Below are 11,415 nucleotides of genomic sequence, written 5' to 3' on the forward strand. Positions count from 1 at the left end.
CGACAACAGACCGCTGCAAAGTCAGCGCAAATCACCCTCCCCGCTATGTACTACGCCGGCACCACGCCGGCTGCACTCAGGTGATATATGCCAGGCCTATGCCTGGGCACCCGGCAACTCCAGATGTTCCGGCCGAATCTCCGCATGACCGGCCAGCAGCAACGCGAAGTGAATGACGTTCTCCAGCTCGCGGGTATTGCCCGGCCAGCGATGCGCCTCCAGCACGGCCTGGGCCTGCTCGCCGAGTGCGGGAATCGCCAGGCCCAGGCGCAAGGCATGGATGCCGAGGAAGTATTCGGCCAGCGGCAGGATGTCGCCGACCCGCTCGCGTAGCGCGGGGAAATGCAGCTGGCCGTCGTACAGATACGCGTACAGGCCTTCGTCGAAGGTGCCGGCCGCCACCGCACGGGCCAGGTCGATGCTGCTCGCGGCCAGCAGGCGCACGTCCACCGGCGTCGCCTGGCTGGCGCCGACGCGGTACACCTCGCGGGTCTCCAGCGCCGCCAGCAGCTTGCGCTGCAACGCGCGCGGCAGGTCGGCAATCTCGTCCAGATAGAGGGTGCCGCCATGGGCCGAACCGAACCAGCCGGCCCGGCTGCCGGCACCACCGGCATGGGCACCGCCGACGTGGCCGAACAGTTCGGCCTCACCCCACTGCGGGCTGATCGTCGCGGCGCTCAGGGCCACGAACAGGCCGCCGCGCTCGCTGTGCCGGTGGATATAGCGAGCCAGCAGTTCCTTGCCGGTGCCGGTCTCGCCACGGATCAGCAGCGGCTGGTGCCCCGGCGCCAGGGCGTCGGCCCGCTCGCGCAGCTGACGCGAACGCGGGTCGACGAACACCAGCGCCTTGGCCCGGATGCTCAGGGGGTTCTGCGGCGCATCGGCGAAGGTCAGCGGCGGCGCATTCAACGTGGGCGGCATGGCCAGGACTCCAGTACCGGGCGGCTCACCCGAGAAGAAAAAGGAAGCGGGCGGCTGCCTGGCCCGGCCCCGCCCCGAAAACTCAGGCGCGCCGGCGTTGCTGCTGCTCGATGCGGTTCTGCAGGCGATAGAGATGAGCGAAGCCCTGCTCCCAGTAGTGATGCCCGGATTTCACGTTGATATGCCCCACCCCGCTGAGCACCACTGCGTCGCTGCCCCAGTGACGCGCCATCTCGACGGCGCGTGCGGCGCTGGCGGCAGGATCGTTGTCGGAGCCGATCAGCTGACTGGGAAACGGCAGCAGGTCATGCGGCAGCGGCGCGAAGTTCTGCAGCGGCTCAGGGCAGCCTGGGCGCTCCACGTCCGCCGGCGCCACCAGCAGCGCACCGCGTACCCGGCGCAGCAGCTCCAGCGGCGCCTGCTGCGCCCAGTGGGCGACGGTCACGCAGCCCAGGCTGTGGGCGATGAGGATCGCGGGGCGTGGATCGGCGGCCACCGCCCGATTCAGTTCGGCGACCCAGTCGGCGCGCTGCGGGCTGGCCCAGTCCTGCTGCTCGACCCGCGTACTGTTCGGCAGGCTGCGCTGCCAGTGGCTCTGCCAGTGCTCGGCGGACGAGCCCTGCCAGCCTGGCAGGATCAGATAACGGATTGCTTCGCTGCGCATGGTCGGCGCCTCCTGAGTCGAATGGCCCCAGTCTAGGCAGAAGCTTGCAAGCACAAAAAGAATAAGAATTCATTTGCTTATGCAAAAAAACACCAAGGCAAACATCGTCACCTAATATTCTTTTTTGATCTATAAATGTTCTTAAACATTATTTTTAAGAATATTAGCGCCTCCCTACTATCCGCTCCACGCCAACGGCGGTCGCCGTCCACCGTCATGGCGCCCATCCACAAGGAGCCTGGAAATGACTGCGACGCTGAGACACCTCGAAGGCCAGGATGACGCCAGCATCCTGCGCGAGATCCAGACCGCCCTGCAGGGCCTGAAATTCGGCGCGGTGGAAATCACCGTGCACAACGGCCAGGTCGTGCAGATCGAGCGCAAGGAAAAGATCCGCCTGCAACAACCGCACACCAAGAACTGACCCATGATGCAGCCCGACCGGACCACCGGAGGGCTACCGCCAACACCCGCACCCAATCCGTGAGGAGCTGCACCATGTCCATTCGCCGTTTCGCCCTGGCCACGCTGGCCAGCAGCCTGATCGCCGGCCCGGCCGCCGCCGCGCCGCTGCTCAACGTGTCCTACGACCCGACCCGCGAGCTGTACGTCGAGTACAACGCCGCCTTCAACGAATTCTGGCAGGCCCAGGGCAACCCGGCCGTGACCATCCAGCAGTCCCACGGAGGCTCGGGCAAGCAGGCCCGCGCGGTGATCGACGGCCTGCGCGCCGACGTGGTGACCCTGGCGCTGTCCGGCGATATCGACGCGATCAACCACAACCAGACGCTGATCGACCCGAACTGGCAGGCGCGCCTGCCGGACAACAGCACGCCCTACACCTCGACCATCGTGTTCCTGGTGCGCAAGGGCAACCCGAAGCAGATCAGCGACTGGGACGACTTGGTCAAGGACGGCGTCGAAGTCATCACGCCGAACCCGAAGACCTCCGGCGGCGCGCGCTGGAATTTCCTCGCCGCCTGGGCCTACGCCCGCCAGCAATACGGCAGTGAAGAGCAGGCGCTGGCGTTCGTCACCGAGCTGTACCGTCACGCCCCGGTGCTGGATACCGGCGCCCGTGGCGCCACCATCAGCTTCGTCCAGCGTGGCCTGGGCGACGTGCTGCTGGCCTGGGAGAACGAAGCCTACCTGTCGCTGGCCGAGGAAGGCGGCGAACAGCTGGAGATCGTCACCCCGTCGCTGTCGATCCTCGCCGAACCGCCGGTGGCCGTGGTCGACGCCAACGTCGACCGCAAGGGCACCCGCGCCATCGCCGAAGCCTATCTGCAACACCTGTACAGCGAGGAAGGCCAGCGCATCGCGGCGAAGAACTTCTACCGTCCGCGCAACGAAAAGGTGGCGGCCGAGTTCAAGCACCAGTTCAAGGATCTGCACCTGGTCACCATCGACAAAGACTTCGGTGGCTGGAAACAGGCACAGCCGAAGTACTTCGACGATGGCGGCGTGTTCGACGACATCTTCCAGAAGATCAACCAGTGATCCGAGCGCCACGGCGTGCCAGCGGATAGCCGGTGGCACGCCGTGCCGTGGACCTGCACAAAAGGACTGACCATGTCTCGTCGAACCTCCCCGGTCATACCCGGCTTCGGGCTGACGCTGGGCTACAGCATCAGCTACCTGGCGTTGATCGTGCTGATCCCGCTGGGGGCAATGCTGCTCTTCTCGCTGCAGCTCAGCGCCGAACAGTGGTGGCGCCTGCTCGGCAACCGCCAGTTGCAGTTCTCGCTGCAGCTGTCGTTCGGCACCGCCCTGGCCGCCGCCCTGCTCAACGGCATTCTCGGCACCATCGTCGCCTGGGTGCTGGTGCGCTACAGCTTCCCCGGCCGGCGCATCATCGACGCCATGGTCGACATGCCCTTCGCCCTGCCCACCGCCGTGGCCGGCATCGCCCTGACTGCGCTGTACGCACCCAACGGCCTGCTCGGCTCGCTGCTGCCCGTGAAGATCGCCTACACCCCGCTGGGCATCACCCTGGCGCTGGTGTTCGTCACCCTGCCGTTCGTGGTGCGCACCCTGCAGCCGGTGCTGGCGGACATCCCCAGGGAGGTCGAGGAGGCCGCCGCCTGCCTCGGCGCGAGGCCGCTGCAGGTGTTCCGTCACGTGCTGCTGCCGAGCCTGCTGCCGGCCTGGCTGACCGGCTTCGCCCTGGCCTTCGCCCGTGGCGTCGGCGAGTACGGCTCGGTGGTGTTCATCGCCGGCAACATCCCGCTGCAGACCGAGATCCTGCCGCTGCTGATCGTCGCCAAGCTGGATCAGTACGACTATCCCGGCGCCACCGCCATCGGCGTGATCATGCTGCTGGTGTCATTCATCCTCCTGCTGCTGATCAACCTGCTGCAGCGCCGCATCCAGCCGCCCATCTGAGGAGCCGTCATGAGCCTTGCAACCCTTGGCCGGCAGACCGCTGCGCGCCCCGCCAGTCGCTCGCCCGGCGCCATCGCGCTGATCGTCATCGCCTGGACGGTATTCGCCGTCATTCTCCTGTTGCCGCTGTACATGGTGCTGACCCAGGGCCTGAGTCGCGGCCTGGCGTTCTTCTGGGAGGCGATCCGCGAGCCGGACGCCATCGCCGCCCTGCAACTGACCCTGCTGGCCACTGCCATCTCGGTGCCGCTGAACCTGGTGTTCGGCGTCGCGGCCGCCTGGGCGGTGAGCAAGTTCGAGTTTCGCGGCAAGAGCCTGCTGGTCACCCTGATCGACATGCCGTTCTCGGTGTCGCCGGTGGTCGCCGGCCTGATCTACGTGCTGCTGTTCGGCTCGCAGAGCGTCTTCGCGCCGTACCTGGACAGGCACGACCTGCAGATTGTCTACGCCGTGCCGGGCATCGTCCTGGCCACCCTGTTCGTCACCTTTCCCTTCGTCGCCCGCGAGCTGATCCCGCTGATGGAGCAGCAGGGCAGCACCGAGGAGGAGGCTGCGCGCCTGCTCGGCGCCAGTGGCTGGCAGATGTTCTGGCATGTCACGCTGCCTAACGTAAAATGGGCGCTTATCTACGGCGTGGTCCTGTGTACCGCCCGTGCGATGGGCGAATTCGGTGCGGTATCGGTGGTCTCCGGGCATATCCGCGGTTACACCAACACCCTGCCGCTGCACATCGAGATTCTCTACAACGAGTACAACATCGTCGCCGCCTTCAGCGTCGCGATCCTGCTGCTCGTGATGGCCCTGGTGGTGCTGCTGCTTCGCCAGTGGAGCGAGGCGCGCCTGAGCCGCCAGCTACAGGCCAACCGAGAAGACTGACTGCCGTCACGCCGCCAGGAGCGGCATGGCCCACGGAACAACCAGGAACATCAGCCATGAGTATCGAAGTCAAAGGCGTCAACAAGCGGTTCGGCCAGTTCACGGCGCTGAACGACATCAACCTGAACATCCAGAGCGGCGAGCTGGTGGCCCTGCTCGGCCCGTCCGGTTGCGGCAAGACCACCCTGCTGCGCATCATCGCCGGCCTGGAAACCCCGGACAGCGGCAGCATCGGCTTCCACGGCGAGGACGTGTCCGACCACGACGTGCGTGATCGTAACGTCGGCTTCGTGTTCCAGCACTACGCCCTGTTCCGCCACATGACGGTGTTCGACAACGTCGCCTTCGGCCTGCGCATGAAGCCCAAGGGCGAGCGCCCGAGCGAGGCGAAGATCGCCGAGAAAGTGCATGAACTGCTCAATCTGGTGCAGCTCGACTGGCTCGGCGACCGCTATCCGGAGCAGCTCTCCGGTGGCCAGCGCCAGCGTATCGCCCTGGCCCGCGCACTGGCGGTGGAACCCAAGGTGCTGCTGCTCGACGAACCCTTCGGCGCCCTCGATGCCAAGGTGCGCAAGGAGCTGCGCCGCTGGCTGGCGCGCCTGCACGAGGAAGTGCACCTGACCAGCGTGTTCGTCACCCATGACCAGGAAGAGGCGATGGAAGTGGCCGACCGCATCGTGGTGATGAACAAGGGCGTGATCGAGCAGATCGGCTCGCCTGCGGAGGTCTACGAGTACCCGGCCAGCGATTTCGTCTACCACTTCCTCGGCGATGCCAACCGCCTGTACGTGGGCAGCGATCACCATGTGCTGTTCCGCCCGCACGAAGTGGATCTGTGCAGCGAACCGGCCGCCGATCACCAGGCCGGTGAAGTGCGCGACATCCGCCTGCTCGGCGCCATCACCCGCATCACCCTCAAGGTGGAAGGCCAGGACGAGCTGATCGAGGCCGAGGTGGCCAAGGACCACGCCAGCCTGGACAACCTCGCGCGCGGCACCACGCTGTACTTCAAGCCCAAGGGTGGCAAACCGGTCAGCGCCCAGGCCTGAGCGCCGCGAACGGTTCCAGCGCCTACTCCAGGGCGATCGCCATGATCGCCCTGCGCCCCCCTGGCGAGACCTGCAGCGCACGCGAGCCCTGGCTGCGCCGCAGCCAGCCTTCAGCCTCGCACAGCGCCAGCAACGCAGCGCCCAGCGCCCCGCCTAGATGCGGCTTGCGCTCGCTCCAGTCGGGGCAGGCGCAAAGCCGTTGACGGCGCTGCCGTTGCACCTGGGGCCAGTCGATGCCCAATGCCTGCAGGCGCTGCTCACCCGTCGCGGTGATGGCCAGCGTGCCGTCCTGCTGCGCCAGCCAGCCGGCCGCACACATGCGCGCGAAGACCCCCACCGCCAGCTCACCGGCCAGGTGGTCATAGCAGGTGCGCGCCTCACGCATCGCCTGCGGCGTACCCCGCGACGCCGGCACAGGACGCGACTGGCGCGGCTGTGCGGCGAGCGCCGCACTGGCCAGCGCCTCCACCAGCTGCCCCACTTCCGGGCCGGCCAGGCGGTAATAGCGATTGCGCCCATGACGCTGCTGCACCAGCAGGCCGCCTTCGACCAGCTTGGCCAGGTGCGCGCTGGTCGAGGATGGCGACAACCCGGCCAGCAGCGCCAGCTCGCCGGCAGGGCGGGCGCTGCCGTCCATCAGCGCCCAGACCATGCTGGCGCGCCCGGCATCGGCGAGCAGCGCGGCGATCGAACTGAAACCCGGTGCGTATTCCATAATTCACCTCATGACGAAACATGGCGTGCATGACACGTGAATACTGGCAGGCAACGTCAACCAGAGCCAGCCAGGGAGAAACCCGATGCTCGCCGTGATCTTCGAAGTACAGGCCCGACCAGGCCAACAGCAGGACTATCTCGACCTCGCCGCCGGGCTGCGCCCGCTGCTCGCCAGACAACCCGGCTTCATCTCCATCGAACGTTTCCAGAGCCTCAGCGAACCGGGCAAGATCCTCTCGCTGTCGTTCTGGCGGGACGCCGCCTCGGTCGAAGCCTGGCGCCAGCACCAGGAGCACCGCGAGGCGCAGACGGCGGGGCGCGAAAGCGTCTTCGCCGATTATCGCCTGCGCGTGGCCCAGGTACTGCGCGACTACGGTCTGCACGAGCGCGAGCAGGCCCCCGCCGACAGCCAGGCCATGCACCACACGGGAGCCGCAAGATGACCGAGTACCTGCCACTGATCCTCGCCACCTTCCTGCTCGCCGGCATGGTCAAGGGCGTGGTCGGCCTCGGCCTGCCCACCATCGCCGTGGGCCTGCTTGGCCTGCTGATGGCGCCCTTGCAGGCCGCCGCGCTACTGATCATCCCCTCGATGGTGAGCAACATCTGGCAGCTGTGCGACGGCCGCAGCCCGCTGCCGATGCTGCGCCGTCTGTGGCCCATGCTGCTGGGTATCGTCGCCGGCACGCTGCTGGTCGCCGCTGCGCTGCACAGCCTCGACCTGCCCGGCGCCAGCCGCTGGCTCGGTGCGGCACTGGTGCTCTATGCCGTGCTCGGCCTGGCCAGGGTGCAGGTGCGCGTCGCCGCGCGATACGAGCCCTGGCTGGCGCCACTGATCGGCGCCGTCACCGGGGCGATCACCGCCGTCACCGGCGTCTTCGTCATCCCTGCGGTGCCCTACCTGCAGGCCATCGGCCTGGAAAAGGACGACCTGATCCAGGCCCTCGGGCTTTCGTTCAGCGTCTCCACCCTGGCCCTGGCGGCGGCGCTCGGGCACAGCGGCGAACTGTTGCAGCCGGCGGTACTGGGCCTTTCGGCCCTGGCCCTGCTGCCCGCCCTGCTGGGCATGGCCGCCGGCCAGTGGCTGCGCAAGCGCATCAGCGCCGAGCGCTTCAAACGCTGGTTCTTCATCGGCCTGCTGCTGCTCGGCAGCGAACTGGCCCTGCGCGGCTTCTGAGCGCAAGCGTCAGATGGCGGCCGCCTGCGAGTGGCGGAGGCCGAACCACTGCAGCTCGGCCAGCAGCGCCACCGCCAGCGCCTGGGCGATGACGAAGGCGTAGCCGAACAGGTTCGGCGACAGCCAGCCGATCAGCAGTACCAGCAGGCTGTCGATCACCCACAGGGCATTGACCGCGATGACCGCCCAGACGACCTGGCGGCTGATCTGCTGGCGGTTGGACAACCACACCAGCAGCGCGGCGAATGGCAACAGGGCGCTGCCGGCGACCAGCAACAGCAGGCGCGGCAGTTCGAGGAAGGCGCCCAGCCAGCCGGCCGCCAGGACCAGCAGCAGGCCGGTGACGCCGCTGAGCAGGCCGTCGAGCAACAGCGCATCACGCAGCATGGGGTTGGGTTGCAGTACATTCATGGCAAGTTCTCCACAGGGAGCACCGGGGTGGTGCCTGGCCTACAGACTTCGCCGAAACGCACGGGCCGTCGATTACCTATCAGGTAATGGCCGACATGACCTGGCTGGACTATCGTGCTGGCCATGACTACGAACTCCCAGACCGCCGGCGCCCTGTTGCGCCAATGGCGCCAGCGGCGCCGCCTGAGCCAGCTCGACCTCGCCTGCGAGGCGGAGATATCCACCCGCCACCTGAGCTTCGTCGAGACCGGCCGCGCACAACCCAGCCGCGACATGCTGCTGCACCTGGCCGAGCAGCTGGAGATTCCCCTGCGCGAGCGCAACCGCCTGCTCAGCGCCGCGGGGTTCGCCCCGCTTTACAGCCAGCACGACCTCGCCGACCCGGCGCTGGAGCCGGCGCGCCAGGCCATCGACCAGTTGCTCAAGGCCCATGAACCCTATCCCGCCCTGGCCATCGACCGGCAGTGGAACCTGCTCGCGGCCAACGCCTCGGTCGGCCCCTTTCTCGTCGGCGTGGCAGACGACCTGCTCGGCCCGCCGCTCAACGTGCTGCGCCTGTCCCTGCACCCCGAGGGGCTGGCCCCGCGCATCGTCAACCTGGCGCAGTGGCGCGCGCACCTGTTGCTGCGCCTGCACCGCGATGCCGAGATCAGCGGCGACCCGCAGCTCCTGGCCCTGCACGAGGAACTGCTGACCTACCCGGCGCCGGAGGATGAGGGCGAAGCCTCTGCAGAGACGGTCCTGATGCCGGTGCAACTGCGCACCGAAGCCGGCGTGCTGAGCATGATCAGCACCACCACCGTGTTCGGCACACCGAACGACGTGACCCTGGCCGAGCTGGCCCTGGAAACCTTCTTCCCGGCCGACGCCTTCAGTGCCGAGTACCTGCGCAACCTGGCAAAAGCCCCCGAACGGTAGCGATTTCCGACGAAATCACTCTTTCGGGTCATGCTCGCTCCGGCATGACGCAGTAGTCTTGACGCTGTGTCATTGACGCCGCCCCGCTCAAAACAATAACAAGGAGCACCCGGATGCGCTGTAAAGCACTGCTACGCCATGCCTTTCTCTGGTCGCTGGGCCTCTTCGTCGGGCTCTCGCCCATGGCCTTCGCCGAGGCCGTCAGTCCGCAGGAACAAATCCAGATTCACGCCTGTCGCGCGACCAGCAGCCTGATGCTGTTACGTGGCGAGGGCTTCCAGAAGGTCCATCGACAGCGCCTGGAGGCCGACCTGGCCGCTCTGGCCGGCGCCATGCAGAGCCTGCCGCAAGGCAGCAGCGAGCTCACCAGCGCCCACCACGCCCTCGTTACCCAACTGCGCAACGGTGTTTCCTATGGCCCCGGTGACGAGAACGTGCCCTGGCGCTTCCCGGAGGACCTCAGTCGCGCCTTGCGTGATTTTCTCGCGGCGGCCAGGGGGCTGCCGGGGGCGCCAGGGCAGAGCGAACTGGCGGCGAAGGTCGAGTACCTGGGGGTGCAGTACCTCGCCCGCTCCTACCTGGGCACCTTCGAGATCGCCCGCGAGCACCCCGACACCTACCTGGGCCAGGACGAACGCCTGCTGCTGCCGGCCATCGACCAGGAACTGCAGGCCCTGGATGCCAAGGCGGACCCGCAGGTGAACAAGCTGCAGACCCGCTGGGGCTATCTGCGCGCCGCGCTGGCCGACATGAACAGCCAGAGCAACACGCTGGAGAGCGTGTCCGGCCGCCCCTTCGCACCGATCACCGTGGACCGCCACGCGCGCTCGCTGACCGCGCAGTGGATGGCGATGTTCTAGCCCAGCCTTGCCGGGTAGCCGCAGAACCCGGCTCGCCGGCGCATGCGCCCGTCAGCCGGGCGACTCAGGCCAGGGCCTTCTTCTCGCGAATGCAGGTCGGCCCGGCGATTTCCACCACCGCGTGCTCGACCTCCTTGCGCAGACCGAGCAGGAAGGCTAGCTCGGCCACCACGAACAGCGGGCCGACCATCAGCCCCATGACGTCATCGACGAACGCCGGCTTGCGCCCTTCGTAATAGTGGCCGACGAACTGGATGACCCAGCCGACCACGAACAGGCCGAGCCCCGCCGACAGCCACAGCGCCGTGCCGGCCACCGCCAGCCCGGCAGCGGCCCACAGGCACAGCGCCAGCAGCAGGCTCATGACCAGACCGAAGCGGGTATCCAGGCGCAGGTAGAACAGCGCGGCGGCCAGCGCCACCGGGGTGGCAGGTGCCAGCCACAGGCCGAACAGCGCGAAACCCGGGCGCGAGAGCAGCACGGCGACCGCCAGCACGATCATCGGGATGCCGATGAAATGGCTGGCGATGTTGCGTCGGTCGCGGTGGTAGGCGGCATACTGGGCCAGGTGATCGACGAGGGTTTTCATTGTTATCGTCCTCAGCAGGGGAACAGGCCCCGCCATGATCACCTCGTGCCGGCGCATCGCTCTGTCGCCTAGCCGACAATGACATCGACGGCCACAGCGCCCTACAGGAGCCGACATGCCCGACCCTCGTACCTACGCCAGCCTGCTCAACCAGGGCCACTGGTTCGCCGCGTTGCCTGCGGCGCTGAGCCAGACCCTGCTGGAGATGGCCAGGGTGCAGCGCCTGGATGCCGGCCAGCGGCTGTTTCGCCGTGGCGACAGACCCAGCGGCCTGTACGCGGTGGTCGAAGGCGCGGTGCGCGTCGGCGCCATCGGCGAAAACGGCAAGGAAGCCCTGCTGACCCTGGTCGAGCCGCCGTACTGGTTCGGCGAGATCTCCCTGTTCGACGGCCTGCCGCGCACCCACGATGCCTTCGCCGAAAGCGCCAGCACCCTGCTGTTGCTGCCACAGGCCGAGCTGCTCGCCCTGCTCGAGCGCCAGCCGCAGCACTGGCGCGATTTCGCCCTGCTGATGAGCCACAAGCTGCGCCTGGCCTTCATCGCCCTGGAAGACATGAGCCTGCTGCCGGCCGCGCCACGCCTGGCCAGGCGCCTGCTGCTGATCGCCGAGAACTACGGCGAGAGCGAGCCGCGCCGGGTGCTGCACCTGGCCCAGGAACAACTGGCGCTGATGCTCTCGCTGTCGCGCCAGACCACCAACCAGATCCTCAAGGAGCTGGAGGCCCAGGGCGTCGTGCGCCTGACCTACGGCGAGATCGAGATTCTCGACTTCGAGCACCTGCGCCAGCTGGCCTCCTGAACCGCTGGCGCCCTGCCACTGTCCAAGCCCTGTCTCTCATCCTGCAGGA

The 11,415-nt window shown here is 67.4% G+C and carries 15 protein-coding genes; 10 read left to right on the forward strand and 5 right to left on the reverse strand.

Annotated elements, in window-relative coordinates:
• Window positions 1-96: 96 nt before the first annotated feature.
• Both EWH21_RS23485 and EWH21_RS23490 read right to left on the reverse strand, forming a co-directional pair.
• Window positions 97-921, reverse strand: a complete 825-nt coding sequence (locus tag EWH21_RS23485) for a sigma 54-interacting transcriptional regulator (protein WP_277699460.1) — start codon at window positions 919-921, stop codon at window positions 97-99.
• A gap of 82 nt (window positions 922-1,003) precedes the next feature.
• On the reverse strand, window positions 1,004-1,585 hold the full coding sequence (locus EWH21_RS23490; RefSeq protein WP_277699461.1) for an alpha/beta hydrolase: 582 nt from the start codon (window positions 1,583-1,585) through the stop codon (window positions 1,004-1,006).
• Between the two features lie 244 nt (window positions 1,586-1,829).
• Here EWH21_RS23490 and oscA point away from each other — a divergent pair, with 244 nt between their 5' ends.
• The 5 genes from oscA (at window position 1,830) to EWH21_RS23515 (ending at window position 5,895) form a co-directional block, all read left to right on the forward strand.
• Window positions 1,830-2,009: a sulfur starvation response protein OscA gene (oscA, locus tag EWH21_RS23495; protein WP_152489919.1), complete on the forward strand. Its 180-nt coding sequence runs from the start codon at window positions 1,830-1,832 to the stop codon at window positions 2,007-2,009.
• A 74-nt stretch (window positions 2,010-2,083) separates the two neighbouring features.
• A complete protein-coding gene (locus EWH21_RS23500; protein ID WP_277699462.1) occupies window positions 2,084-3,085 on the forward strand; it encodes a sulfate ABC transporter substrate-binding protein in 1,002 nt (333 codons plus the stop codon).
• Between the two features lie 72 nt (window positions 3,086-3,157).
• Window positions 3,158-3,970, forward strand: coding sequence for a sulfate ABC transporter permease subunit CysT (cysT, locus tag EWH21_RS23505; RefSeq protein WP_277699463.1), 813 nt, complete (start codon window positions 3,158-3,160; stop codon window positions 3,968-3,970).
• Window positions 3,971-3,979: 9 nt separating this feature from the next.
• A complete protein-coding gene (gene cysW / locus EWH21_RS23510; protein ID WP_277699464.1) occupies window positions 3,980-4,846 on the forward strand; it encodes a sulfate ABC transporter permease subunit CysW in 867 nt (288 codons plus the stop codon).
• Between the two features lie 56 nt (window positions 4,847-4,902).
• Window positions 4,903-5,895 carry a sulfate ABC transporter ATP-binding protein gene (locus EWH21_RS23515; RefSeq protein WP_047587121.1) on the forward strand — a complete coding sequence of 331 codons (993 nt, stop codon included), beginning with the start codon at window positions 4,903-4,905 and terminating at the stop codon, window positions 5,893-5,895.
• Window positions 5,896-5,917: 22 nt separating this feature from the next.
• On the opposite strand, the gene EWH21_RS23520 is transcribed toward EWH21_RS23515, so the two are convergent.
• A complete protein-coding gene (locus tag EWH21_RS23520) occupies window positions 5,918-6,610 on the reverse strand; it encodes a metalloregulator ArsR/SmtB family transcription factor (protein WP_134677656.1) in 693 nt (230 codons plus the stop codon).
• 85 nt (window positions 6,611-6,695) lie between these two features.
• Between EWH21_RS23520 and EWH21_RS23525 the strand changes: the two genes are divergently transcribed.
• Together EWH21_RS23525 and EWH21_RS23530 are read left to right on the forward strand one after the other, a co-directional pair.
• Window positions 6,696-7,055 (forward strand): antibiotic biosynthesis monooxygenase, encoded by a 360-nt coding sequence (locus EWH21_RS23525; protein WP_277699465.1) that lies wholly within the window; start codon window positions 6,696-6,698, stop codon window positions 7,053-7,055.
• The gene (locus EWH21_RS23530) at window positions 7,052-7,789 is read left to right on the forward strand and encodes a sulfite exporter TauE/SafE family protein (RefSeq protein ID WP_277699466.1); all 738 of its coding nucleotides are present in this window, start codon (window positions 7,052-7,054) and stop codon (window positions 7,787-7,789) included. The genes EWH21_RS23525 and EWH21_RS23530 overlap by 4 nt, the downstream gene beginning before the upstream one ends.
• Window positions 7,790-7,798: 9 nt before the next feature.
• On the opposite strand, the gene EWH21_RS23535 is transcribed toward EWH21_RS23530, so the two are convergent.
• Window positions 7,799-8,200, reverse strand: coding sequence for a hypothetical protein (locus EWH21_RS23535; RefSeq protein ID WP_037051248.1), 402 nt, complete (start codon window positions 8,198-8,200; stop codon window positions 7,799-7,801).
• Window positions 8,201-8,323: 123 nt separating this feature from the next.
• Between EWH21_RS23535 and EWH21_RS23540 the strand changes: the two genes are divergently transcribed.
• Together EWH21_RS23540 and EWH21_RS23545 are read left to right on the forward strand one after the other, a co-directional pair.
• Window positions 8,324-9,118, forward strand: a complete 795-nt coding sequence (locus EWH21_RS23540; protein WP_152489925.1) for a helix-turn-helix domain-containing protein — start codon at window positions 8,324-8,326, stop codon at window positions 9,116-9,118.
• Window positions 9,119-9,231: 113 nt separating this feature from the next.
• On the forward strand, window positions 9,232-9,978 hold the full coding sequence (locus tag EWH21_RS23545) for a hypothetical protein (RefSeq protein WP_134677652.1): 747 nt from the start codon (window positions 9,232-9,234) through the stop codon (window positions 9,976-9,978).
• A gap of 64 nt (window positions 9,979-10,042) precedes the next feature.
• Here EWH21_RS23545 and EWH21_RS23550 read toward each other — a convergent pair whose 3' ends face one another.
• The gene (locus tag EWH21_RS23550) at window positions 10,043-10,567 is read right to left on the reverse strand and encodes an Mpo1-like protein (RefSeq protein ID WP_277699467.1); all 525 of its coding nucleotides are present in this window, start codon (window positions 10,565-10,567) and stop codon (window positions 10,043-10,045) included.
• A gap of 115 nt (window positions 10,568-10,682) precedes the next feature.
• On the opposite strand from EWH21_RS23550, the gene EWH21_RS23555 reads away from it, so the two are divergent.
• Window positions 10,683-11,366, forward strand: a complete 684-nt coding sequence (locus tag EWH21_RS23555) for a Crp/Fnr family transcriptional regulator (protein ID WP_277699468.1) — start codon at window positions 10,683-10,685, stop codon at window positions 11,364-11,366.
• Window positions 11,367-11,415 lie beyond the last annotated feature (49 nt).

This window comes from Pseudomonas sp. REST10, from assembly GCF_029542605.1.
Classification (GTDB): domain Bacteria; phylum Pseudomonadota; class Gammaproteobacteria; order Pseudomonadales; family Pseudomonadaceae; genus Aquipseudomonas; species Aquipseudomonas khazarica.

Bases quoted from the DNA above. Each gene is read 5' to 3' on its own strand.
- EWH21_RS23485 (WP_277699460.1), bottom strand. From the start codon at position 921: ATGCCGCCCACGTTGAATGCGCCGCCGCTGACCTTCGCCGATGCGCCG.
- EWH21_RS23490 (WP_277699461.1), bottom strand. From the start codon at position 1,585: ATGCGCAGCGAAGCAATCCGTTATCTGATCCTGCCAGGCTGGCAGGGC.
- oscA (WP_152489919.1), top strand. From the start codon at position 1,830: ATGACTGCGACGCTGAGACACCTCGAAGGCCAGGATGACGCCAGCATC.
- EWH21_RS23500 (WP_277699462.1), top strand. From the start codon at position 2,084: ATGTCCATTCGCCGTTTCGCCCTGGCCACGCTGGCCAGCAGCCTGATC.
- cysT (WP_277699463.1), top strand. From the start codon at position 3,158: ATGTCTCGTCGAACCTCCCCGGTCATACCCGGCTTCGGGCTGACGCTG.
- cysW (WP_277699464.1), top strand. From the start codon at position 3,980: ATGAGCCTTGCAACCCTTGGCCGGCAGACCGCTGCGCGCCCCGCCAGT.
- EWH21_RS23515 (WP_047587121.1), top strand. From the start codon at position 4,903: ATGAGTATCGAAGTCAAAGGCGTCAACAAGCGGTTCGGCCAGTTCACG.
- EWH21_RS23520 (WP_134677656.1), bottom strand. From the start codon at position 6,610: ATGGAATACGCACCGGGTTTCAGTTCGATCGCCGCGCTGCTCGCCGAT.
- EWH21_RS23525 (WP_277699465.1), top strand. From the start codon at position 6,696: ATGCTCGCCGTGATCTTCGAAGTACAGGCCCGACCAGGCCAACAGCAG.
- EWH21_RS23530 (WP_277699466.1), top strand. From the start codon at position 7,052: ATGACCGAGTACCTGCCACTGATCCTCGCCACCTTCCTGCTCGCCGGC.
- EWH21_RS23535 (WP_037051248.1), bottom strand. From the start codon at position 8,200: ATGAATGTACTGCAACCCAACCCCATGCTGCGTGATGCGCTGTTGCTC.
- EWH21_RS23540 (WP_152489925.1), top strand. From the start codon at position 8,324: ATGACTACGAACTCCCAGACCGCCGGCGCCCTGTTGCGCCAATGGCGC.
- EWH21_RS23545 (WP_134677652.1), top strand. From the start codon at position 9,232: ATGCGCTGTAAAGCACTGCTACGCCATGCCTTTCTCTGGTCGCTGGGC.
- EWH21_RS23550 (WP_277699467.1), bottom strand. From the start codon at position 10,567: ATGAAAACCCTCGTCGATCACCTGGCCCAGTATGCCGCCTACCACCGC.
- EWH21_RS23555 (WP_277699468.1), top strand. From the start codon at position 10,683: ATGCCCGACCCTCGTACCTACGCCAGCCTGCTCAACCAGGGCCACTGG.